This is a genomic window from Eilatimonas milleporae, assembly GCF_003688555.1.
GTDB classification, from domain to species: Bacteria; Pseudomonadota; Alphaproteobacteria; order Sphingomonadales; family Kordiimonadaceae; genus Eilatimonas; species Eilatimonas milleporae.
The window spans coordinates 204,163-228,297 of the sequence record NZ_REFR01000010.1 but is presented as its reverse complement, the minus strand read 5'-3'; the positions used below and the strand labels follow the sequence as shown (position 1 = coordinate 228,297).

The 24,135-nt window shown below is 59.2% G+C and carries 19 protein-coding genes; 12 read left to right on the top strand and 7 right to left on the bottom strand.

Annotated features, from left to right (window positions below; translation table 11 throughout):
• The first annotated feature begins 231 nt into the window (after positions 1-231).
• The 5 genes from BXY39_RS05850 to BXY39_RS05830 all read left to right on the top strand — a co-directional run bounded on the left by BXY39_RS05850 (position 232) and on the right by BXY39_RS05830 (position 6,379).
• On the top strand, positions 232-3,135 hold the full coding sequence (locus BXY39_RS05850; protein ID WP_170163659.1) for a bifunctional [glutamine synthetase] adenylyltransferase/[glutamine synthetase]-adenylyl-L-tyrosine phosphorylase: 2,904 nt from the start codon (positions 232-234) through the stop codon (positions 3,133-3,135).
• Positions 3,132-3,596: a thioredoxin-dependent thiol peroxidase gene (gene bcp, locus BXY39_RS05845; RefSeq protein ID WP_121937919.1), complete on the top strand. Its 465-nt coding sequence runs from the start codon at positions 3,132-3,134 to the stop codon at positions 3,594-3,596. Before BXY39_RS05850 ends, bcp begins: the two co-directional genes overlap by 4 nt.
• A 28-nt stretch (positions 3,597-3,624) precedes the next feature.
• Positions 3,625-4,503 (top strand): ferritin-like domain-containing protein, encoded by an 879-nt coding sequence (locus tag BXY39_RS05840; RefSeq protein WP_245998977.1) that lies wholly within the window; start codon positions 3,625-3,627, stop codon positions 4,501-4,503.
• Positions 4,504-4,668: 165 nt separating this feature from the next.
• Complete coding sequence (locus BXY39_RS05835; protein ID WP_170163658.1) at positions 4,669-5,961, top strand: peptidoglycan DD-metalloendopeptidase family protein; 1,293 nt, start codon at positions 4,669-4,671, stop codon at positions 5,959-5,961.
• 13 nt (positions 5,962-5,974) lie between these two features.
• Positions 5,975-6,379, top strand: a complete 405-nt coding sequence (locus tag BXY39_RS05830; RefSeq protein ID WP_170163657.1) for a bactofilin family protein — start codon at positions 5,975-5,977, stop codon at positions 6,377-6,379.
• A 129-nt stretch (positions 6,380-6,508) separates the two neighbouring features.
• Here BXY39_RS05830 and prfB read toward each other — a convergent pair.
• The 3 genes from prfB to BXY39_RS05815 form a co-directional block, all read right to left on the bottom strand.
• A protein-coding gene (gene prfB, locus BXY39_RS05825) for a peptide chain release factor 2 (RefSeq protein WP_121937916.1) occupies positions 6,509-7,637 on the bottom strand; the annotation gives its coding sequence in 2 pieces (ribosomal slippage) (positions 6,509-7,567 and positions 7,569-7,637; 1,128 coding nt in all).
• Positions 7,638-7,701: 64 nt separating this feature from the next.
• A complete protein-coding gene (locus BXY39_RS05820) occupies positions 7,702-10,245 on the bottom strand; it encodes a penicillin-binding protein 1A (RefSeq protein WP_121938369.1) in 2,544 nt (847 codons plus the stop codon).
• Between the two features lie 301 nt (positions 10,246-10,546).
• Positions 10,547-11,698, bottom strand: coding sequence for an N-acetylmuramoyl-L-alanine amidase (locus tag BXY39_RS05815; protein WP_170163656.1), 1,152 nt, complete (start codon positions 11,696-11,698; stop codon positions 10,547-10,549).
• Between the two features lie 660 nt (positions 11,699-12,358).
• On the opposite strand from BXY39_RS05815, the gene BXY39_RS05810 reads away from it, so the two are divergent.
• The 3 genes from BXY39_RS05810 to BXY39_RS05800 all read left to right on the top strand — a co-directional run bounded on the left by BXY39_RS05810 (position 12,359) and on the right by BXY39_RS05800 (position 17,676).
• A complete protein-coding gene (locus tag BXY39_RS05810) occupies positions 12,359-15,274 on the top strand; it encodes an Rne/Rng family ribonuclease (RefSeq protein WP_211332111.1) in 2,916 nt (971 codons plus the stop codon).
• A gap of 224 nt (positions 15,275-15,498) precedes the next feature.
• On the top strand, positions 15,499-16,845 hold the full coding sequence (locus BXY39_RS05805; RefSeq protein WP_121937913.1) for a M48 family metalloprotease: 1,347 nt from the start codon (positions 15,499-15,501) through the stop codon (positions 16,843-16,845).
• A 45-nt stretch (positions 16,846-16,890) separates the two neighbouring features.
• Positions 16,891-17,676 carry a DsbA family protein gene (locus BXY39_RS05800; RefSeq protein ID WP_121937912.1) on the top strand — a complete coding sequence of 262 codons (786 nt, stop codon included), beginning with the start codon at positions 16,891-16,893 and terminating at the stop codon, positions 17,674-17,676.
• A gap of 133 nt (positions 17,677-17,809) precedes the next feature.
• Here the strand turns inward: BXY39_RS05800 and thiS are convergent, their stop codons facing one another.
• On the bottom strand, positions 17,810-18,832 hold the full coding sequence (gene thiS, locus BXY39_RS05795; protein ID WP_121937911.1) for a sulfur carrier protein ThiS: 1,023 nt from the start codon (positions 18,830-18,832) through the stop codon (positions 17,810-17,812).
• A 270-nt stretch (positions 18,833-19,102) separates the two neighbouring features.
• Between thiS and aroQ the strand changes: the two genes are divergently transcribed.
• The 4 genes from aroQ to aat all read left to right on the top strand — a co-directional run bounded on the left by aroQ (position 19,103) and on the right by aat (position 22,211).
• Entirely contained in the window at positions 19,103-19,561 is a 459-nt protein-coding gene (gene aroQ, locus BXY39_RS05790; protein ID WP_121937910.1) for a type II 3-dehydroquinate dehydratase, read from the top strand.
• Between the two features lie 102 nt (positions 19,562-19,663).
• On the top strand, positions 19,664-20,149 hold the full coding sequence (accB, locus tag BXY39_RS05785; RefSeq protein WP_121937909.1) for an acetyl-CoA carboxylase biotin carboxyl carrier protein: 486 nt from the start codon (positions 19,664-19,666) through the stop codon (positions 20,147-20,149).
• A gap of 6 nt (positions 20,150-20,155) precedes the next feature.
• Positions 20,156-21,502: an acetyl-CoA carboxylase biotin carboxylase subunit gene (gene accC, locus BXY39_RS05780; protein WP_121937908.1), complete on the top strand. Its 1,347-nt coding sequence runs from the start codon at positions 20,156-20,158 to the stop codon at positions 21,500-21,502.
• A 49-nt stretch (positions 21,503-21,551) separates the two neighbouring features.
• Positions 21,552-22,211 carry a leucyl/phenylalanyl-tRNA--protein transferase gene (gene aat, locus BXY39_RS05775; RefSeq protein WP_121937907.1) on the top strand — a complete coding sequence of 220 codons (660 nt, stop codon included), beginning with the start codon at positions 21,552-21,554 and terminating at the stop codon, positions 22,209-22,211.
• On the opposite strand, the gene BXY39_RS05770 is transcribed toward aat, so the two are convergent.
• From BXY39_RS05770 to BXY39_RS05760, 3 genes are all read right to left on the bottom strand, one after another.
• Positions 22,148-22,516 carry a DUF2155 domain-containing protein gene (locus BXY39_RS05770; protein WP_211332110.1) on the bottom strand — a complete coding sequence of 123 codons (369 nt, stop codon included), beginning with the start codon at positions 22,514-22,516 and terminating at the stop codon, positions 22,148-22,150. The genes aat and BXY39_RS05770 overlap by 64 nt on opposite strands.
• Positions 22,517-22,625: 109 nt before the next feature.
• The gene (mlaD, locus tag BXY39_RS05765; RefSeq protein ID WP_121937905.1) at positions 22,626-23,111 is read right to left on the bottom strand and encodes an outer membrane lipid asymmetry maintenance protein MlaD; all 486 of its coding nucleotides are present in this window, start codon (positions 23,109-23,111) and stop codon (positions 22,626-22,628) included.
• Between the two features lie 80 nt (positions 23,112-23,191).
• On the bottom strand, positions 23,192-23,590 hold the full coding sequence (locus BXY39_RS05760; protein ID WP_121937904.1) for an NADH:ubiquinone oxidoreductase subunit NDUFA12: 399 nt from the start codon (positions 23,588-23,590) through the stop codon (positions 23,192-23,194).
• Positions 23,591-24,135: the final 545 nt, after the last annotated feature.

The window sequence follows — 24,135 nt, the reverse complement described above, 5'->3', positions numbered from 1 at the left end:
CGCTGGCTGTGTACGGGTCTTGATTTCCGCACCGATGCTGCCGACACTCCAGCATCCGGTCTGCACGTCCGGGATGTCACACAAGTATGTCCGTCACCCATGTGCTTGCCCCGTTACCCGGTTTCGCGGGTCAATCACATCTTATATACGGCCCTTTAGACCATGGCCCTGTCCTCGCGTCCACACATCCCCCCTCATGATAGCCGCAAAGCCGACGAAATTTGGGCACATTTGCAGGAATTTGCCGGCGCACATATCCTGCCGCCAACGGCACGGGCATTGAGCGACACCCTGTTCGGAAACAGCCCATATCTTGCCCGCCTGGCACAGCAGATGCCGGAGTTCGCCTGCGAGGTCCTGCGCGGACAGCGCCCAGCGTTGATGCAGGCGATTCTCCGGGATATGGAGAGTATCCGGCCCAAAGAGGAATCCCGCGCCCAGTTGGCCGGTTATCTCAGACGCAAAAAAGCGGAAACAGCCCTTGTTCTCGCGGCCGAGGATGTCGGCGGCACCGCAAGCCTGGAAGACATTACCCATGGTTTGAGCGCCTTTGCGGACGCCGCCGTACAGCTCGGCCTGGCACATCTTGTCGCGGAGCGTCGGGCAAAAGGGGAAATCGGCACACCGGACGGAACGCCGGATATGGTCGACCCGACATATGATGACCCAAGCGGATATTTTATCCTTGCCCTCGGTAAACACGGCGGGCGGGAGTTGAATTATTCCTCCGACATTGATCTGGTGGCCCTCTACGACCCCGCCCGCGTGCGCTATGACGGCCGAAAGACAGCCGGCGATGCGATGATCCGGCTGACCCAGGATCTGATCGCCCTTTTGGATCAGCGCACGGCGGACGGGTATGTCTTCAGGGTCGACCTGCGTCTGAGACCCGACCCGGGCGCGACACCCGTTGCCATCAGCACCCATGCCGCGGAAAGCTATTACCAGTCCTCAGCGCTGAACTGGGAACGGTCGGCCATGATCAAGGCCCGTTTCATCGCGGGCGACAGACAGGCGGCGGCGGAATATCTGGACCACCTGGGCAGCTGGATCTGGCGACGCACCATAGACTTTGCCGCCCTTGCCGATATTTCCGCCCTGAAGGACCAGGTACACAGCCACTTTGGCCAGACGGACAAAACCTTCGCAGGCTATGATGTGAAACTTGGGCCGGGCGGCATTCGCGAGATAGAGTTTTTCGCCCAGATCAACCAGCTGCTGCATGGCGGCCGGCGCCCCGCCCTCCGCAGCAGGGAAACCCTTGTCACGCTGCAAACCCTTGTCACCGAAGGACTGCTGCCAGAGACAACGGCCAGGGACCTGACAGCGGCCTATTACTTCCTGCGCATGTTGGAACACCGCCTGCAGATGATCGCGGATGAGCAGACACACCGCCTGCCGGAAGACCGGAACGGTCTGGATCATGTCGCCGGCTTCGCCGGCTTCACAGATGCCGGTGCACTGGAAAGCGCGCTGGGCCACCATACAAGGATTGTCCGCTCCCACTTTGACGATCTGATGCCGGACAGCGCCAACAGCGGCGCCGAGCCGGCTTTCTCTCCGGATGCCCTTGAGGCAACGCTCCGCGATCTTGGGTTTGAAGACCCTGCCGGCAGTGCCGAGCGGATCGCCATATGGCGGCGCGGGCGGTACCGGGCTTTGAAAACCCAGCGCGCCCGCGAACTGTTGGACTGCTGCCTGGCGCCGTTGACGGAAGCCCTGTCCATGACGGCAGCCCCCAGTGCGGCGCTTGTCCGTTTTGACTCCTGGCTCGGCCAGTTACCGTCGGGCGTACAGATTTTCTCCCTGTTTCAGGCCAATCCGAACCTGTTCCGGCTAGTCGCACGCATCATGGGTCTGGCCCCGGCACTGGCGGAAACCCTGGCGAAACAGCCCGGCCTCTGGGATACGGTGCTGGATCCGGAGTTTTTCGCCCCCATTGAGGACGAAACCGTTCTTGAAACGCGTCTGTCCACCATGTTCGAACGCGCCGCCGACTATCAGGACATGCTGGACGCCGTGCGCCACTTTGTCGGCGAACACCGCTTCCGCATCGGCGTGCACATGCTGGAAGGTCTTGCCGATGTACGGGAATGCGGTACCGCGCTCGCCCGTGTGGCCGATGTGGCGTTAAAGCTTCTGATCCCAAGGGTAGAGGACAGCTTTACCGAAAAATTCGGCCGCATCCGGGGCGGCGGTCTGGCCGTTCTGGCCATGGGCAAATACGGCGGACGGGAACTGACCCATACGTCGGATCTGGATCTTGTCTTTCTGTACCACGTGCCGCTGGCGGATCCGTCATCGGCAGCCATACAGTCGGACGGGCCGAAGCCGCTTGGCCCCAGTCAGTATTATTCGCGTCTGGTGCAACAGGTGGTCACCGCGATTACAGCGCTGACACCCGCGGGCCGTCTGTTCGAGGTGGACACCCGCCTACGCCCGTCCGGTGCGCAAGGGCCGCTGGTCGTGACATTGAAAACCTTTGCCGATTATTATCGCAGCGCGGCCTGGATGTGGGAGCACATGGCTCTTACCCGCGCGCGTCTCATATTGGCGCCGGACAGCATGGCCGGACCGCTCAACAACACGATTCTGTCCGTTCTGACCTGCCAGCATGACGGCCCTGCCCTGTTGCTGGCCGTCGCCGATATGAGAGCAAAACTGGCCGAAAACACCCGTGCGTCACAGGACTGGGCAGTGAAACACGGGCGTGGCGGTCTGGTCGATATCGAATTCATCTGCCAGTATCTGATGCTGCGTGACGGGGAAAACACGCGGGCCCTGTTCACACCGTCAATCAGCGACTGCCTAAAAGGTCTGGCGCAACACGGCATTCTGGCCCGGGACACGGCGGAGGCTCTGGACAAGGCGTACTGGCTGCAAAGCAATATCCAGGCAATTCTGCGGCTGTCATTCGGCGAGACCATACCCGGCACGGACAGCGACCTGCCGCCGGGGTTGCGCGAAATACTGTGCCATGCCACCGGCCTGAAGACCTTTGATGATCTGAAACAGGCCTTGTCCCGTAGCCAAGGCATCGTTTACAGCATTTTCCAGCAACTCATCACGGTGCCGGCCGGCGACCTGCAGACCCCGCACAGTGACGGCCAGCCGACAAATGGAGAGAATACATGAGCCTTGAAGAAGGTCAGACTGCCCCCGACTTCACCCTGCCCGTCTCCGGGGGCGACACACTCGCGCTGAAGGACCTGAAGGGAAAACCCGTTGTCCTTTACTTTTATCCCAAGGACGATACGCCCGGCTGCACAACGGAAGCCAAGGACTTCACCGACCGCAGAGATGAGTTTGATGCGCTGGGTGCAACCGTTATCGGCGTATCCCGCGATACTGTCGCCAAACATGACAAATTCACGGCCAAGCACGATCTGAAAGTCATTCTGGGCGCCGATGAGGATGGCCATGTCACGGAGGCCTACGGCGTCTGGGTGGAAAAGCGCATGTATGGCAAAACCTATATGGGAATCCAGCGCGCCACCTTCCTGATCGATGGGAATGGCGTGATCAGCCGCATCTGGCCCAAGGTCAAGGTCAAGGGTCATGCGGACGAGGTTCTGGACGCCGTTCGCGCCCTCTGACACGGACGCCTTCGGTACCTGAGGCGGTATGATGCCAACGGAAAGCCGCATCACATCCAGACCATGGACAACGGTTCATGCGGCAGCCATTGCCGTCCTGCGGACCGCTGATGCCGATGCCAAGGCGGCGACGGCCAGGGACGTCGCCGCCTTGTGGCAAAACGATGCGCTGACCCTCTCCGCGCCGGACACACATTCGTACACGCCGCCCGACAGACCGGCCAGACCTGTCAGGCCCGAACTGCTGCCCCCTGCCCGCATGCCCAAACGGCGCAAGGCGGGCAGCCTGGAAACCCGTACAGCGCTTATCCATGCCGTCGCGCACATTGAACTGAATGCCATCGACCTTGCCTTTGACATGGTGGCGCGTTTTGCCCCCGGTATGCCGCGATCCTTCCTCGATGACTGGATACGGGTCGGCGCTGACGAAGCACGTCATTTCACCCTTTTACAGAACCGTCTGAAGGATATGGGCAGTTTTTACGGGGCATTGCCCGCCCATGACGGCCTGTGGGAATCGGCCCTGGCCACAATGGACGACATCGCGGCACGGCTGGCCGTTGTTCCAATGGTGCTGGAAGCCCGCGGCCTTGATGTCACACCGGCAATGATAATGCGCTTTGAGAAAACCGGCGATTCGGCATCGGCCAAGGCCCTTAAGACCATTTACGAAGAGGAAACTTCACATGTGGCGGCCGGCAGCCGATGGTTTCACTTCATTGCCGGCAAGCGCAACGCGGACCCGCAGAAGCTATTCCAAACGCTGGTACGTCAGAGGTTCAAAGGCCTTCTGAAACCGCCCTTTAACACGCTTGCACGCGAGGAAGCCGGTCTGCCGGCGGACTGGTACGAACCTCTTGCCGTCACACCTGTGTCACCGGGAAAGTCCCTTATTTCCAATCCGTAAGATACATAGAGTGTGATCCAAGGCTTGACCTGTCCTTGCAAAATGGCTGGAATGCATGCCAAGGGCGCTGGGCGTATCGCCACTGGTTCTCTAAAACATTAAAACACGCTAAAATAAATGGCGATACCAAAGGGTTGGGGTCGCCACGGTTCAGGTGAGGTCGTTTTGTTGCGAGGCATAAGTGTCATAGCAAAAAGGGTTGAGGATTGGCGCCGCAGGGTTTTCCCCGAACGGCAGCTTTTCCTGCGCAGTGAGGGGCGTGTCCGCTTCATCACCATCACGAGCTATGTGCAGATGGGCCTGGCATCCGCCGGCGTCGCCTTGGCGATTTGGGGACTGACGACAAGCTATGTTTTCTTGACGCGTGACAGTGTTCTTGCGTCCAAGGAACGAGCCCTCAATGCACTTTCAGCCGATTATGATGCCCTGAACCGCGATTACACCCGCCTTGAGCGCGATGTGGAACAGCGGGCGCTAAAACTGCAGGAACGGCAGCAATTCCTTGAAAGCCTGATTGACGCCAATGAGCCGGCCAGACGGAACCACAACCGGACGGTACAGGCCGAAGCGGCGACGGAAAATGAAACCGTCACAGCCACCGACCGTACATCGGCACCGGAGATGACCACAGGCAGCGCCGAAACGGATCAGGCACGCCCAATTTCCTATCTGAACAGCGCCACATCCCACAGTATGACGGTGGAACCCGGCCATACCGACCGCAGGGAGGCCATTGTCGCCCTTCTGCGCGAAACTGACCAGCGTCAACGACATGTTGCATCGTTGCTGCATGACAGTGTCAGCGGAGAATTGAAACGCATTGACGAGGCCATCACGGCGACCAGGCTGGACACCGCCACCCTGTTTGACAAGTGGAGCGGTGCGGCGCAGGCCGTTGGCGGCCCCTATATGCCCGAGGCCGGCTTTCCGGCCATCTTCGATATGGAAGACGGTAGCCTTTTCCAGGACCTTTTCGACAATTGGCAACGGCGTGAGGCCGCCGGGGAAATCCTGCAAAGTTTCCCGGTCACCGAACCGGCGGCGGATTATTATATCTCAAGCCGATTCGGACGCCGCCGCGACCCGATGCGGCGTACATGGACAAATCATCCCGGCCTGGATATGGCCGGATGGCCGGGAACCGCTATTCTGGCGGCTGCTCCGGGTCGGGTCGTGCATGCGGGATGGTACGGCCCCTATGGCAATATGGTCGAGCTTGACCATGACAACGGCTTCAGAACGCGTTACGGTCATATGAAACGCGTGCGCGTGAAAGTAGGGGACTCGGTCGCGGATGGCCAGCGTGTCGGCGACATGGGCCGGACGGGCCGGACAACGGGCACCCACCTTCATTTCGAAGTCTGGTATGATGGACAGGTACGTGATCCTTTACCTTTTTTGAGGGCGGCAGAGGATGTTCGCGAAATCCAAAGACGATATCAAAGCGCAGACGGCTAGGACGGGAGGCAGTGTGACCACCCCATCAATCATCGGTGCCGATGTGGAAATCGAGGGCCATGTGAAAACCGCCGGTGAGGTCCAATTGGACGGAAGCATTATCGGCGACCTGACCTGCAGCAGCCTTGTCATGGGTGAAACCGGTTCGATCAGCGGCATGATCAGTGCGGAGACGGCGACAATCCGTGGCCAGGTTTCCGGCGATATCCGGGCAAAGACCGTGCGCCTGGAAAAATCCGCACGGGTTGAGGGTGACGTCTATCATGCCAGCCTGACCGTGGAAGCCGGGGCCAAACTGACGGGAACATACACCAATCTGGATAATCCGTTATCCCAGACAGGGGCCCTACCCGCTCCGTCACGGGATACGGAGACCCCGGCACCGGATTTCCTGAAAGCCCCCACGGCCGCCGAATAAGCCCGACACCCTCGAATACCACAAAAAAGGCTGCCCCACGCTTGAGGACAGCCTTTGATCAGTACGCTTTACCGCAAAAGCCCGACACATCCGGCTTACCGAAGCCAGGATTTCGCGGCGCCTTTTGCCTTAATCGATATCGTAAACGTCCGCTTCGGTGCCATGCACACGCGCCGCCAGGGCTGCGGCCATGAAATCATCAAGGTCTCCGTCCAGTATGTTCTGCGGCTGACTGGACTCCTGCCCGGTCCGCAGATCCTTCACCATCTGATAAGGCTGAAGAACATAAGAGCGAATCTGATGGCCCCAGCCGATTTCGGTTTTCTGGGCATTGACCGCATTGGCTTCTTCTTCACGCCGGCGCAATTCCGCTTCATATAAACGCGCGCGCAGCATCGCCATCGCCGTGGCGCGATTTTTGTGCTGCGATCGCTCATTCTGACACTGAACGACAATTCCGCTGGGTAAATGGGTGATGCGAACGGCGGAATCCGTCGTATTCACATGCTGCCCACCGGCACCGGACGCCCGGTAAGTATCCACTTTCAGATCGCTCTCGCTGACCTCAATATCAATTGTGTCATCGATCACCGGATACACCCAGGCCGAAGCAAAGCTGGTGTGCCGTCTGGCGCTGGAATCATACGGGGAAATCCGGACCAGCCGATGTACGCCGGATTCAGTCTTCAGCCAGCCATAGGAATTTTCTCCCTTGACCAGAATGGTCGCGGATTTGATGCCGGCCTCCTCGCCCGCCATATACTGTACGGTTTCAACCTTGAAGCCGTGCTTTTCAGCCCAACGGACATACATGCGCAGCAACATGCTGGCCCAGTCCTGGGACTCCGTGCCGCCAGCACCGGAATGAATTTCCACATAGGTATCATTACCGTCGGCCTCGCCCGACAGCAGAGCCGTCAGTTCAGCCGCCTTCGCCTTTTCGGCCAGCCCGGACAAGGCGGCCTCGGCTTCCGCCTCCATGTCGCTATCCCCTTCGGCTGTCGCCATTTCAAGGATTTCGACCGTATCGGCAAGGTCGCCCTCAATCCCGCTGACGGCGGAAATCGACTGGTCCAGCCGGGTCCGTTCCCGCATCAGTTTTTGCGCCTTTGTAGGCTCGTTCCATAAATCGGGAGATTCGGCGAGGGTATTCAGTTCGTCCAGTCTGAGAACAGCCTGATCCCAGTCAAAGATGCCTCCTCAGCAGTGCCAGGGACTGCTTGAGTTGGTCTACGGTCGCTTGGGCTTCCGCGCGCATGGATTTCCTCATATATTCATTAAAGATTGGTGGATAAACGCCGTGTCATGAAAAGCTTGGCGGATCAATAAATTCCGCCGGTCCCCTTGCGCACGGTGCTCTTGGTTTCGCCGATTGGCAGCGATCCGTCAAGCACGGCAACATCGCCAAAGCCGGGTTCCGTGCCTGGCTTGAACGCTTCAAGGATCATCTTTTCCTCGCCGTAACGGGCGGGTCTGCCCGTTTCCGCATTGATCCGCACCAGCCGAATGCCTGTGGGCATGCGGAACGGGATGGCAGGCTCCCCTTTTAAGGCATCGCGCATGAAATCGCGGAAAATCGGCACCGCGACACTGGACCCTTCCTCGCCGGGTCCCAAAGAACGCGGCCGATCAAACCCGACAAATACCCCCACCACCAAATCGGGGGCAAAGCCGACAAACCAGGCATCGGCTGAATCGTTGGTGGTGCCGGTTTTACCGCCAAGGGGGCGCCCGAGAACACGGATCTTGCGGCCTGTTCCGTTCTGGACCACCCCTTCCAGCATGGAAACAAGCTGAAAAGCGGTTTGCGGGTCGATGACGGTACGGCGCGAATCCGGCAAATCCGGTTCGAATGCCGTGCCGGTCCAGGGAAGATCACAGGCAGCGCAGTCACGCCCGTCATGGGCATAAATCGTACGCCCGCGCCGGTCCTGTATCCGGTCAATCAGACTGGGCGCGATGTATTTGCCGCCATTGACCAGCATGCCGTAGGCTGCCGTCAGTTTCAAAAGCGTCACTTCGCCGGCGCCAAGAGAAGCCGCCAGCGACGGCTCCATATTGCCGGCCAGATCGAAGCGGCGGGCATAATTCAAAATGGCGGGCATCCCGATATATTGCGCCAGCCGCACCGTCATCAGATTGCGGGATTTTTCCAGCCCCAGACGCAGCGTGCTCGGCCCATAAAATCTGTTTGAGCTGTTCTTGGGCTTCCATTTACCGAGACCGTCGCCCTGATCGATCACAAACGGCGCATCCAGAACCAGGCTGGCCGGCGTGAACTCCTTGTCAAGGGCCGCGGCATAAACGAATGGCTTGAAAGCCGATCCCGGCTGACGCTCGGCCTGGGTCGCACGGTTATATTCGCTGGCGTCATAATCATAGCCGCCGACCAGCGCCAGGACACGCCCTGTGTGCGGGTCCATGGCAACCAGACCGCCCTGCACCGCCGGCACCTGTTCCAACCGGTATTGGGCGACCGCATCCATGGCCGCACCGTCTTCCTGCCAGAAATTGTCCAGAGAAACCGAGGCGCTTCCGTTCAGGGGCGAGACCGGCACGACATCGCCGATGGCCAGAACTTCCGCCATGTCGCTGACTTTCGGGCCCAACCGCTCGCCGGTGCGCCATGCGCGTGCCCATGTCACGGCCTCGAACGGCACAAAACCGTATACGCCATCGGCAAAGCCGATAATCGCCCCGCTCGCACGCACTTCATGAACAAGGGCCAGTCGCCAGTCAGCCATCCCGAGGGACACAGCCCTGGCGGCCAGTTTTTCCTTCCAGTCCGGGGTCACCTGCGTGCGGGCGATGGGGCCGCGCCATCCATGCCGGCGATCATAGGCGATCAGGCCGTTACGCAGGGTGGCCTCGGCAATACGCTGCAAGTGCGGTTCCAGGGACGTGCGGACCGACAACCCCCCTTCGTAAAGGGTTTTCTGACCATATCGCCCGGCAACCTCCCGGCGCACTTCCTCGGCGAAATAATCAGCCTTGAACAGAGCCTGCCCCGTACGTTCACGCATCACCAGGTCCTCGTCCACGGACGCCCGGTAAAGAGCGTCATCGATAAACCCGAGGATATGCATACGGCTCAGCACCCAGTTCCGGCGCGCGACCGCACGGGCCTTGTTGCGAACAGGGTGATAATTGTGCGGCGCTTTCGGCAGGGCCGCCAGATAGGCCATTTCGGCAACCGTCAGTTCGTTCAGCGCCTTGTTGAAATAATTCAGGGCCGCTGCCGCCACCCCGTAGGAGCGGTTGCCGAAATTGATTTCATTGAGATACAGCTCGAGAATACGGTCCTTGCTGAACGCCCGCTCTATGCGGAGGGTCAGGATCATTTCCTTGATCTTGCGGTCCACACGCTGATCGAGCGTCAGCAGGAAGTTGCGTGCCACCTGCTGGGTGATGGTGGATGCCCCCTGCAGGCGGTTCCCCTGTGCCAGGCTGATGACATTGCGCAGCATGGCCCGCACCATGCCCATATAGTCCAGCCCGGCATGGTCGTAGAAATTTTTGTCTTCCGCCGACAGAAAGGCATTCACCAATTGCTCGGGCACGGCCTCGATAGGCACGAACAGACGGGGTTGCCGTGCGAATTCCCGCAGCAGACTGCCATCACCGGCGTGTATACGGGTGATGACGGCCGGTTCGTAATTGGCAAGCTGGCGGTAATCGGGCAAATCGCGCCCATAGTGGATAATCGCCCATATGATGACGGAAACGGCCGCGACTGCCCCCAAGACGGCCAGGACACCGCCCCAAATGAACAACCGGAACCACAAGGACCGCCGCCGGGGTCGATCCGCCCCGCCAGTCTCCGGGGTATTCTCGACAGTATTTTCCAAATCGTTTATTTCGGTCATCTCGCCCGCAAACTTACCCGTACCCCGGCCTGACTGAACCGGCATAACGTAAAACCCACCGGTCAGACAGATATTCCTCGTATTTTAAGAAACCCTGATTTCTTTTATGCAAATCCCAAGTCTCTTTTATGCAAATCAATGTGTCACTTATTAGGCAATCCGCTCACGGGGGGAAACACGCCTTCACGGCGCATCGGCGCGGCATGTTCGCCGGCTGACGATAGGCTGACGGCAGACGGTCAGGCCATAGGGGCTGGCCGACCTGTGGCCGTGGTCGTATGACGCCCCGTGCCGCAGGGTATCACCGCCCCATGGCGGTCAGGCGCTCAAAATATTTGTCGGTGGCCCGGCGGATTGCCCGCGCAATGCGCAGCCGTCCTTCGGCGCTGTCCAAGACACGGGCATCCGCCCTGTTGGACAGATAGCCCGTTTCGATCAGAACCGACGGTACATCAGGTGCTTTCAGCACCACAAAACCGGCGAAACGGTGACCGCGCTTATGCATGACGACCTCACGCCGCATTTCGGGCAGGAGCATGCCGGCGAACTCCGCCGAATAATTCATGGTTTCCCGTTGCGCCAACTCGATCAGAATGCTGCTCACCTCATCCGCCGCCTCTTCCAGATTAAGGCCGGCGATCAGATCGGACTTGTTCTCTTTTGCCGCCAGGCGCGCCGCTTCCCTATCCGATGATGTCTCGGACAGGGTATATACGGTTCCGCCCCGTACCTTGGGGTTTTTGATGGCATCCGCGTGCACGCTGATAAACAGTTCCGCCCCATGCCTGCGGGCAATATCGATGCGCTTTCGCAAGGGGATGAAGATATCCCGGTCCCGTGTCAGATGCACTTCATAGCGGGGATTTTTGGCCAGTTCCTTCCTGATGACGCGGGCCATACGCAGGGTGATGATCTTTTCATTCACCCCAAGAACACCGAGGGTTCCGGGATCGATACCGCCATGACCGGGATCGACCACAATGACGCGTTTGTCCGATGCGCGCCGCACAGGTGTCTGCACGATATCGTGCTCGGGCACGCGGGAGGCCTGGCGGGCCTTGCGTGTCGCGGCCACCGCAGCCAGAAACCGGTCCTGATCCGCCGGCTCCAAATCGATGACCAGTCTGTATCCGCGCTTGCCGTTTGGCGGCAGGGTGAAGGACCGCGCGATCACAGCGGCCCGCGACAAATCCAGAACAATGCGGTAGGTATCGGCACTGAACAGGCCGTGACGGTACCGGGCAACCACGCCGCGCGCGCTGGCCGGGGTCGTGTTCAACCATTCGGCCCCTGCCAGATCGATAACAACCCTGTTCGGGTCCCGCAGCAGAAAGAGACGGGGTGTTGTTGCCTGTGAAACATCGAGAACAATACGCGTCCGCCCGGCATTTTCACCGAAACGGATACCCTTGATCGACGTATCGGCAGCCCCGGCCCCACCCGTCACGGACACCAGCAAACCCAAGGCAATAAAAAGGAAAAAAACGGATACCGCACGCCCGGCACATGGCCGCCTGTACAACAAATCAGTCATAAGCCGCATTGTTCCGCGGGGCTCCCTGCACTGCATGGCCTTACGCCGTAGACACCGCCATATTATACGTTTCTTTATACGGCATTGTATTGTAAGTCTTTCGTGACAATGGAACAAGACATGTCATGGTCAACAGCCGGTCCGCCACGGCAGGTTGGCATCGCCCGCACGAAAGAGGATTGTCATGTGCAGGTGAAATCACTAGATTGGCGTGAAAGTTTACCGATTTGCCGTCTGTTTCAGGCGACAGGTCCAGCACCGGTCATATTTTCGGACCCGCGGCAAATAACTGTTCCCACATTTACGGACAGGATACCGGCGGCGGCCCGGAACGGTCGGTCTCTAACCGGATAAAGACCCGATGCCTTCCATGATTTACCACGCAATCGACGGATTTGCCCCGGCCTCGCAAGCGGCTTGGCGGCGTTCGTCATCGTGGACGCATCCGGACGGCAGGGTCCTTATCCAGCTTTTCTCTCCGGCAGTGGCCGGAGGGCATAATTTTGTACAAGGGCCCGCCAGCGCCCCCCTCATTCCCGAGGGTGCGACCGCGCGGCAGCCCGCTCGGAGAAACAATAGATGTCGATCAGAATGCTTATCGATGCGCGTCATACCGAAGAGACGCGCGTCACAGTCGTTAAGGGAAGCCGCGTAGAGGAATTCGATTACGAAGCCACAGCAAGACGCCAACTGAAAGGGAATATCTATCTCGCCCGTGTGACACGGGTGGAGCCCTCCCTCCAGGCCGCGTTTGTGGAATATGGCGGCAACCGCCACGGTTTCCTGGCCTTTAGCGAAATCCACCCCGATTATTACCAGATTCCGGTCGAGGACCGTGAAGCTCTGATGGCAGCCGAGGCCGAAGCCGCCGCCGAGAGCGACGATGACCCTGTCGACGGCGATGAAACCGCCGCCGCAGCCCCCAAATCCGGTGCCGACGGTGAAGACCCCGATGTCAACGGGCCGGATGCCAACGGGGATGATATGGATGAGGCCGAAGCCGTTTCGGACGGCGGCGACGCCGCCGAGGCCGAACGCGACGACGAAGTCGCGGCCGCGGCCGCACGGCGCCGGGGACTGCGGGAACTGAAACGTCGCTACAACATTCAGGAAGTCATCCGTAAGCGGCAGGTCCTGCTGGTTCAGGTCGTCAAGGAAGAACGGGGCAACAAAGGCGCGGCGCTGACGACGTATCTCTCGCTTGCCGGGCGGTACTGCGTGCTGATGCCGAATTCCACCAATGGCGGCGGCATCAGCCGCAAGATTTCCTCGCCTGCGGACCGCAAGCGCCTGAAGACGATCATTTCCTCCCTGAACCTGGCGGAAGATATGGGCCTGATCGTCCGGACAGCCGGACTTCAGCGGACCAAGGCGGAAATCAAGCGCGATTATGAATATCTGCTTCGCCTGTGGAACGGTATTCGGGAGCTGACCCTGAAATCAGTGGCCCCTGCCCTGATTTATGAAGAAGCCGACCTGATCCGGCGCACGATCCGCGACCTGTATTCGCGGGACGTGGATGAAATACTGGTTGAAGGCGAAGCCGGCTACCGGTCCGCCAAGGACTTCATGAAAATGCTGATGCCGAGCCACGCGAAAAAGGTTCAGCATTACAAAGACCGTATTCCGCTGTTCCACCGGTATCAGGTGGAAAGCCAGCTTGACAGCATGTACCACCCGGTTGTGCAGTTGCGCTCCGGTGGATATGTGGTCATCAACCCGACCGAGGCCCTCATCTCCATAGACGTCAATTCGGGACGGGCGACCAAGGAACACAATATCGAGGGCACCGCCCTTAAAACCAATCTGGAAGCGGCTGAAGAAATCGCCCGCCAACTGCGCCTGCGCGATATGGCCGGTCTTGTCGTGATCGACTTCATCGACATGGAAGAACGCGGCAACAACCGTGCCGTCGAAAAACGCATGAAGGACGTGCTGAAAAGCGACCGTGCACGCATTCAGGTGGGACGCATTTCCTCGTTCGGACTGATGGAAATGTCGCGCCAGCGGCTGCGTCCGAACCTGATGGAGGTCAGCACGGAGCCATGCCAGCACTGTAACGGAACCGGCTTTGTCCGCTCTGTGGATTTTGCTTCCCTTTCGGCACTGCGCCAGATTGAGGAAGAAGGGATTCGCGGACGCAGCGCATCAATCGCCGTGCATGTCCATCCGGATGTCGCGATTTATCTGCTGAACAAGAAACGCGCCCTGCTTCTGGAACTGGAAGAACGATACGACTTCAGGGTTGATATCGTTGCAAGCAGCACTATCAGCCAGTCTGATATCGAGATTACGCGCGAGGCCCGTGTCGGCGGTGCCCGGACAGAAGAAAGCAGCGAGGCAATCGTCACGCCGGAAGGTATGCAGGAAGCAACCGGGGCCGCCCTTGCCCAGGCCGACCCACAGGATGACGAAAAGCCGAAGCGTAAACGCCGTCGCCGTCGCCGCAAGAAAAGCGGTGAGGACATGACCGACACCGGTCAGACCCAGGCAGAGAGCGGCAGCGAGACGGCATCGCCCCCCCGCAGCGGCGAAACCGACGAGGATGATAAAACCGCGTCCGAGAGCAATCGCAGACGGCGCGGACGGCGCGGCGGACGACGGCGCCGGAACCGCACCGGCGACGAGACCATTGCGCAGGATACGACTGATACGGTCAGCGACACAGTCACGGCCGAGGCCCCGTCTGAAACAATGCCCGCGGATACGGCAGACGCCCATACCGATGTGCCCCATACTGATGAGGCCGACACGGATGCGGAAACAAAATCCGAAACACAGCCGGACAGCAAAGCTGCCGAAGGCGAAGGCGATAAACCCAAGCCACGCCGCAGCCGCACCCGGAAAAAACCGGCAGAGCCGGAAGGCAAGACAGCGGATGCCGCAGACGCGGATGGTGCAACTGAGCCGGAAACAGCATCGCAGGCCTTGGAGAGCCAAGGGGATACCGGCATAAAGTCCCCTGCGGAAGACGCCCCGGCCAAACCGCGCCGCCGTCGTACCCGTAAAAAAACGGAAGCGGAAGAAGCCCCCGTTCAGGATGAAGCGGATGTCCAGTCTTCGGACAGTGCCCCATCTTCGGAAAGCGGTGAAAAACCGTCCGAGGACAAGCCGAAACGCAGCCGCCGCAAACCGGCAAAGGCAAAAACCGCCGCAGCGGCCGAAACTGCCGGAGCTGAGAACACCGCCGCCACAGCGGAAAAATCCGCAACGGAACCGGCAAAACCTGCGCGCCGGCCGCGCAAGACCGCCCCCAAACCCAAAAAGGCGGATAAAGACACGGATACAGCGGACAAGACATCGCCAGCCCCTGCAACGCAAACGGCACCGGTGCCGGCCGGACGGGATACCGCCGCCCCCAAACCCGCAGCTGCCGACATACCGGCCCCGACACCGGTTGCAGATGCTCCTGTCGAGGCAGAAGGTGGCGGAAAACCCACGGACACGAACCCGCAACCCAAAAAACGCGGCTGGTGGCAACGAACTTTCGGATAGCCCTTTCAGCATGCCAAAGGCAAAGGTCGGCCATACCCGTATCAGGACATGGCCGGCCTTTTTCTTGTCCAGATTGCCCGGCAGTGTTTTGACACGCTCACATGCTTGTCAGCGCCGGTTCATTGACGGTTCAATCGGCAATCGTTAGCCTTGGAATATGAGGGCAATTATCGGCAACAGGCCGGTCATGTGAGGAAAAGCGGCAGAAGCAAAGAGACTGAGCTGTGAAACGTCTGATTGTTTATATTCTGTGTTTATGCGCACTGCTGAGTGCCCCGGTCCGGGCCCAGTCGATCCTGCGTGACGCCGAAACGGAACGTTTCCTCCGCGATATCACCGATCCGCTTCTTCTGGCCGCCGGTCTCGAACCCTCCTCGATCACGATTTTCCTGATCGGCGATTCCAGCATCAATGCCTTTGCCGCCAATGGACGCTATATCGGCGTTCACTCCGGCATGATCCTGGCCAATGACAATGTCAATGAACTGATCGGCGTACTCGCACACGAAACCTGTCACATTGCCTGTCAGCACAGCCTGCGGACCCGTGGTGCCGCTCAAAATGCCGGGATAACCAGTATATTGTCCATGGTGCTGGGCGCTGCCGCCATTGCCGCCGGCGGCGGGGATGCGGGGATCGGCCTGATTTCCGCCGGCCAGCAGGCCGCGCAGCGCCAGTTTCTGGCTTATAGCCGCGGACAGGAAAGCGAAGCCGACATTGCCGGTGCCCGTTATCTGGAGGCTGTCGGCATATCGCCTGCCGGGCTGATCAGCTTCTTTGACAAGCTGCGCGACCAGGAAATACTGGCACAAATCCGCCAGGACCCTTATGTGCGCTCGCACCCTATCAACCGGACGCGGATTTTGCAGTTGCAGGACGCGCTGGAAAGAAGCCCGCACAAGGACAAGCCGCCTGACGTCATCCTGAGCGAACGGTTTGAACGCATACAGGCCAAACTGTTCGGCTATGTAAGCGACCCTGTCCAGACACTGCGCACCTATCCGGTCAGCGACATATCGATCGCGGCGCGCTATGCACGCGTCTATGGCTATCACAAGGCGCTGGAATGGGACCTGGCGCTGGAGGAGGCCGACGCCCTGATCGCGGCTGAGCCAGAGAATCCCTATTTCCATGAAATCAAGGGACAAATCCTGTTCGAAAACGGCAAGGTCAGGGAAGCACTGCCGGTTCTGGAACGCGCCGTGGAACTGGCGCCGAACCAGCCGCTGATCATCACGGCCCTCGGTCAGGCCCTGGTCTCAACCGAGGACGAAGACATGATGGCACGGGCCCAGCCCGTCCTGGAAGAAGCCACTCGCCTTGACAGGGGCAACACCTTCGCCTGGTTCAATCTGGCCAAAACCTACAGCTGGCAAGGCAAAGAGGCACACGCCAATCTGGCAACGGCGGAACGCTTTTACGCTGCAGGCTATGCAGGACGCGCGGCACACCATGCCCGTATGGCGGTCGAGGCTTTCGATCGCGGCAGCCCGGAATGGCTGCGAGCTCAGGATATCCTGGCCGCAGCCGGTCCCGTATTGCAGCAGCAGCGTGGCCGTCGCCGCCGTTAATTTCTGATATCCCGAGATTCATATTTCCATATTGAAAGGTTTTTCATGGTCAAGAAAATGCTGCCTGCATTTGCCTCCATCGCAACCATGGTTCTGTTGTTCGGCGTACTATCGGCAGCAAAAGGCCCGCTTGCGGACGACACCCCCGTTGACAGCAGCGAGCGTGAGAAAATCGAACAGGTTATCGCCGACTATCTGGAAAAAAATCCGGATGTGGTCATTCGGGCCATTCAGGAATACCAACGCCGTCAACAGATGGCGCAGATTGATCTGTATCGCGATTATCTTGAAAGCGACGAGAGCGCACCGGTGCTCGGCAACCCGAATGGCGATGTCACATTGATCGAGTTCTTCGACTTTCGCTGCGGTTTCTGCCGCCGCCACTTCGCCGAAGTGATGAAACTGGTCAGTGAAGACGGCAATATCCGTTTCATACCCAAACAGTTCCCGGTTCTCGACCAGCCGGATGCTCCGCCGGTCTCCCGCATTGCGGCGCGGGCGGCCCTTGCGGCCCAACGCCAGGGCAAATATGCCGACCTGCACACGGCATTGTTAACGTCCGAGGGTGGTCTGGACGAGGATACGATATACAAGGTGGCCGAACAGACGGGTCTGGATATTGCGCAATTGAAAAAGGATATGCGGGACCCCCTGATTGAAAAGACCATTGAAAACACCCTGGCCATCGGCAGGGAAATGGGAATTCAGGGCACACCCTTCTATATCATCGGCGATGATTTCGTGAACGGTGCGCGCGGCTTCGATTATCTGAAAGATACTGTCAGCCGCGTTCGTGACCGGGCCGCAGCCGAACGCGCCGCAGGGCGGTAGAACTGGCAACCGGCTCCCTGGCTTTCACGGCTGACGGTACCTTGACCCTCGTCATAATGGACGGTGGTAGTGTGCTGCCTGGCATATGGCTACTGCACCAAGCGCCTGGCTCACAGCCGTCAGTTCAATAGGATCAGATCAGGCCGGCCAATGGCGAACTGGGATCGGCATACCGTTTCTTGGCCATGCGGCCGGCCAGATAGGCCTCACGCCCCGCCTCTACCGCCAGACGCATGGCCCGGCCCATGCGCACCGGGTCTGAGGCCTCGGCAATGGCGGTATTCATCAGCACACCATCACACCCCAATTCCATTGCAATGGTGGCATCCGAGGCCGTGCCGACCCCCGCATCCACCAGTACGGGCACCCGGGCCTGTTCGATCAGCAGACGAATCTGGACCGGGTTCTGGATCCCCAGTCCGGAGCCGATTGGCGCCCCCAGCGGCATAATGGCCACGCACCCCATATCCTCCAGGCGTTTGGCAAGAATAGGATCATCGCTGCAATAAACCATCACCTTGAAACCGTCGCGGATCAGTACATCGGCGGCAGCGAGGGTTTCCGTCATATCGGGATAGAGTGTCTTCTGGTCCCCCAGCACTTCCAGCTTGACCAGATCCCAGCCCCCGGCCTCCCGCGCCAGGCGCAATGTGCGCACAGCATCATCGGCTGTGAAGCAGCCCGCCGTATTCGGCAGATAGGTGATCTTTTCAGGATCAACATAATCCACAAGCATGGGCTGGTTGGGATCGCTGACATTGACGCGCCGCACCGCCACTGTCACGATTTCAGCGCCCGAGGCTTCAACCGCGCGGGCGGTTTGCTCGAAATTCCTGTACTTGCCGGTCCCGACAATCAGGCGGGACTGGAATGTGCGGCCCGCGACAGTCCAGGTTTCGTCCCGACCACTGGAAACCGTGCCGGCTTCCTCACCCGTGCTGCCGTCGCCGACATCGCCGCCCCCGATGAAATGCACCACTTCCAGGGCATCGCCGTTTTCCAGAAAAACAGCGTCATAGGTCGACCGGGGCACGATTTCGCGGTTACGCTCCACTGCCACCTTGGTCGGATCAATGCCTTTATCCTTCAGAAAAACGGCAATGCTGGACGGCGTTTCGAGACGCGTGGGGTCGCCATTAACGGTCAAAGTGATCACGGGAACTTCCTAATCTTAACAGGTCTGAATTCGACAGCCCGCCCAGTGGCCGACGCGTGGGGCTATCGGACGGCTCTCATGCTCGGGCCGGTGAGGCCATCACAGTAGTCTCCCGGCTTTGCATCCTTTCAATATGGTATTATAGAGGGGCCTTCAAGCGTGAGGGAAGGCCATATCCTAGGCGTATGGGCACGCCGAAAAGGTGACAGGACGTCCGAAACAGAGACGCCCATGCCTGTATCCTGGCCTGATTGTTAAGGGGGAATATACATGGCCGGTCGTCCGGAGCCGATAATCTTCATCCTGAATGGTCCGAACCTGAACCTGCTCGGCACCAGGGAACCCGATATTTATGGACACCATACGCTGGAGGACATCTCGCACAGCGTCGGGGAAAGGGCCGCGGCCCTGTCACTGGCCATCGATTTCCGGCAAAGCAATCATGAAGGCCAGCTCATAGACTGGGTACAGGAGGCAGCGACCCTCGCCAGCGGTCTCATCATCAATGCGGCAGGCTATACCCATACCTCTATCGCCTTGCGCGACGCCTTGGCCAGCCTGTCACTGCCGTCGGTCGAGGTCCACCTTTCCAACATCCACGCGCGTGAGACGTTCCGTCACCGTTCGCTGATTGCCCCTGTCGTCATGGGTCAGATTGCAGGATTTGGCGCACAAGGCTATATCCTTGCGCTTGAGGCGATTGCAGCTATGCTATCGGCAAATTCTTGAATGGCCGCGATTATTTTACAGGCTCGGGCTGCATGAGTGCCAGGTCACAGGCATGAAGCGGTACCAAGCCACACAATCGCGACAAATTAAGAGAAGGGATGAATGTCCAAACTCCACGATTACAAAGACCTGATCCGCGAAATGGCGGATCTTCTTGATCAATCCTCGCTGTCGGAAATCGAGGTTGAAGAGGATGATTTCCGCATCCGCGTTGCCCGGGAAATAACGGCACCGACCATCACACAAGTGGCCGTGCCAGGCCAGGGTCCCGCCGCACAGACCGTGCCTGTAGCGCCCGCACCCGGACCTGCCGCTTCGGAGACAGCACCGGCCGCGACGGACCCGGCACAGCATCCGGGCGTCATCACCGCCCCCATGGTCGGAACCGCATATGCCGCCCCCTCGCCGGACGCGGAACCCTTCATCAAGGTGGGGGACAGCGTCAAGGAAGGGGATACCATCCTCATCATCGAAGCGATGAAAGTGATGAACCAGATCGCCGCCACCAAAAGCGGCACGGTTAAGGAAATTCATTTCCAGGATGGCCAGCCTGTTGAGTATGGCGAACCTCTCTGCATCGTCGAGTAACAGGACATGTTTGAAAAAGTTCTGATTGCCAACCGGGGCGAAATTGCGCTCAGGATCCATCGTGCCTGTCACGAAATGGGCGTGAAAACCATTGCCGTGCATTCAACCGCCGATGCCGATGCCATGCATGTGCGTCTGGCTGACGAGTCCGTCTGTATCGGTCCCCCGGCGGCAAAAGACAGTTACCTGAACATTCCGGCCATCATGGCGGCGGCGGAAATCACCGGTGCTGACGCCATTCATCCGGGGTACGGTTTCCTGTCCGAGAACGCCCGGTTTGCCGAGATCGTTGCCGAACACGGCCTGACCTTTATCGGTCCGTCAGCGGACCATATCCGGATGATGGGCGACAAGATCACCGCCAAGGATACCGTGCAGAAACTCGGTATACCGGTTGTGCCCGGCTCGCCAGGCGGGATCACCGATGACGGGGAGGCCACACGCGTGGCGGATGAAATCGGCTATCCCGTTATCGTCAAGGCAGCCGCCGGCGGCGGCGGACGTGGCATGAAGGTGGTGCATGAGGCCGGCGATCTCAGCGCCGCCCTGACCGCCTGCCGTCAGGAGGCCGAGGCTGCTTTCGGCGACGGCGCGGTCTATATTGAAAAGTTTCTTGGCCGGCCACGGCATATTGAATTTCAGATCATCGGCGACTCTCACGGCAACTGCATTCACCTGGGCGAACGGGACTGTTCATTGCAGCGCCGGCACCAGAAAGTGCTGGAAGAAGCCCCCTCACCCGTGATCGATGACGAAACCCGTAGCCGCATGGGCGGTATCGTTGCCAAGGCCATGGCGGATTTCGGATATGTGGGCGCCGGCACCATTGAGTTCCTTTATGAAGACGGCGAGTTCTATTTCATTGAAATGAACACCCGCCTACAGGTGGAACACCCGGTGACGGAAATGATCACCGGTATCGATATCGTGCGGGAACAGATCCGCGTCGCGTCCGGCCGCAAACTGTCCTACACACAGGAAATGGTCCGGTTTCTGGGTCATGCCATTGAATGCCGTATCAATGCAGAGGACCCGAAAACCTTCATGCCCAGCCCCGGCCGCGTAACCCAGTATCACCCGCCGGGCGGCCTGAATGTACGCTGTGACAGTGCCGCCTACGCCGGCTACACCATTCCTCCCTATTATGACAGCATGATCGCCAAACTCATCGTGGTGGGGTATACGCGGGACGGTTGCCTGCTGCGTCTGCGCCGCAGTCTTGAGGAATATGTCATCGACGGCGTGACGACGACAATTCCGCTTCATCAAAGCCTCATGGACAATGATGATTTCAAAACCGGTGCCTATGATATTCACTGGCTGGAAAAATTCCTCGCCTCAGAGGCACCCTGATATAGAAATCTCTTGAATTCCGGGAAGGAGTGATCTTTGACTCTGGGCCATGCCTCACGACGATATGATCACTCCCGACCTGTTATTGAAAGCTTACGCATCCGGTATTTTCCCGATGGCGGAAGAACGGACGGACGCGCATCTTTTCTGGCTGGATCCGGACGAACGCGGCATTCTGCCCCTGGACAGCTTTCACATCCCCCGGTCCCTGGCCAAACTGGTACGCCGGGATACGTTCACGGTTACCGTCGACCGGTCCTTTCGCGCCGTTGTGCGGTCCTGCGCGGCCTCAGCCGAAGGGCGAACCTCCACATGGATCAGTCACAGGGTGGAACGGCTCTACACCGCCCTTCACGATCTCGGGCACGCGCATTCCGTCGAAGTGTGGCGGGATGACAATCTGGTCGGCGGTCTGTACGGGGTCAGCCTGGGCGGTGCCTTTTTTGGCGAAAGCATGTTTCACACGGTACGCGACGCCAGCAAAGTCGCTCTTGTGCATTTGGTTGCCAGACTGATTACCGGCGGATACCGCCTTTTGGACACGCAGTTCGCAACCGATCATTTACGCCGTTTCGGCGTTGTCGAAATTCCCCGGCAGGACTATCAGGCCAGATTGCGGGATGCGCTGGACATCGATGCGGACTTTTACCGGCTGCCGGCGGGGACAAAAGGGGCGTCGGTGCTGCAACGGATCACCCAGACATCATAGACCGGGTGCTCAAGAGGATTGAGCGCGGGACTGGACGCCACCATCCAGCCGGAAAAAACGGGCATGCGATCCTGTCCGCGAATTTCAAAGATATCCAGATAAGCGTATGTCTCAGGCGGTTCGATAGGCGGGCGGGTCCGGCAATAGCGCACGCTGATCGCCAGCGATCCGAAACGGCGCTCTTCCCCGACCGGAATATCGATTTCCGTGATACGCGCGGTGATCTTGTCAAGGGCACGCAGAAAAACACTGGGCCTGTCTTCCAGCGTGGGCGCCTCGGGCCCGTCCGACTGCGCCCTTGGCACTTCAGACTGTCCGGATCGTTCAATCGGAACGCTCTGCGCTCGGACAGCAGACCGATCCGTCACGGACAAAACCAGCAAAACGCCCAGCAACAAAGGCAGAAGGGGCGGTTTACGGCGTCGTCGCATCCGCCGGTTTCTTCCCGCCATCATCATTGCCGTCATCATTAAACATGAAACGCCCCAGAAGGCCGACCAGGTCAATCGCATCCTGCGTTTCCTCGATCTCGTCCCCTTCAATCAGCGTTTCCTCCATCCCGCCGGGCAGCAGGGACAGATATCCCCCGCCCAGAAGCCCTTCGGCGCTGATGGCGGCGGCGGTATCCGTCGGAAGCGCGACATCGGACCGGACGGTAAACCGGACCACGGCCTGAAAGGTTTCGGGATCGATCCTCTGATCGACGACCGTCCCGACCTTTATGCCTGACAACCGGACATCGCTTCCAATCGTCAGGCCGTTTACACGGTCGAACCGGGCTTGCAGTTCATAACCGCCTGCTGTGCGGCCCTCCGTCTGCTGATAGCCGTAAAAGACAAACCAGCCGGCCACCAGCAGAACCAGAGCTCCGATCAGCGACTCCACCAAACTTGCAGACATTATAGAAATCCTTGCTTACAGCGAATGTGAAACGGCAACAGTGATCCGTTACGTTTCCGCCGCATCTATGGTCCCCCGGTTCAGGGGCGCCATGCCTCATAGTCGGAGGTGCTGGCGGCACGCTTCGCACCGGCCAGAAGACTGCCGCCGGGCACATAGGCACCGTCGGTTCCGGTCAGATTGGGCTTGTGCGGTTTTTCCCACTTTTTCGTGACCGGGGGCTGTTCGCTTGGCGGCACATCGACCGTGTAATGCAACCAGGCATGCCATTCCGGCGGAACACGGGACGCTTCATTCGGACCATTTCTGTATATCACCCAGCGGCGTTCGCCGTCCCGCTCCCTGTAATACAGATTACCCTGATCATCCTCCCCCACTTTCACGCCCTTGCGGCTGGTGAACAGGCGTGTGCCGAAGGTGGCACTGTTCCACCAGGTGAAAATCGGGGACGAAAAAACCGATGAGATAAGACCGCTCATACTGCGACCACCTTCTCTTTATCTGTTCCCGGAAAACCCGCCTTTTCCGGCCGTTCCGGGGCCGTGAAACCATACATACAGCCGGGACTTACCACAGAAAACATGGCAGGAAAAGGATGACCGAACGACAGGCACACACCGGCATATGCTTTGACAAACGGTTACGGCGCATCGTCAGCCCCTCTTGTTTTCATGGTGTAAAAGCTGGTCCAGCAACGCTTTCCAATTCGCGATTCTCCTTGGGAATTCGCCATTGTGGAGAATATGGCGCAGGTTTGTTCGCCGAATGCAAAACTGCCGGATCGACCGTGCCGGATTTTTGCAAAACCGGCTGTGGGGGACGACTCCGCAGGCTTGCAATGAGTCGTCTGGAAAGCTCGTTTCGAACAGCCCGTGTCAATGTTCAAAACTTATAAAAAGAGACTTGCTGCCCCTCCTTTCCACACATAAGCTTGTGTCGCTTTCGGTGGGGACCCCCATATATAGTGGCGGGATCGAAAGTCGGGCGAAATCGCTGCATGGTGTTGATACGTTGGGGTTTGCAC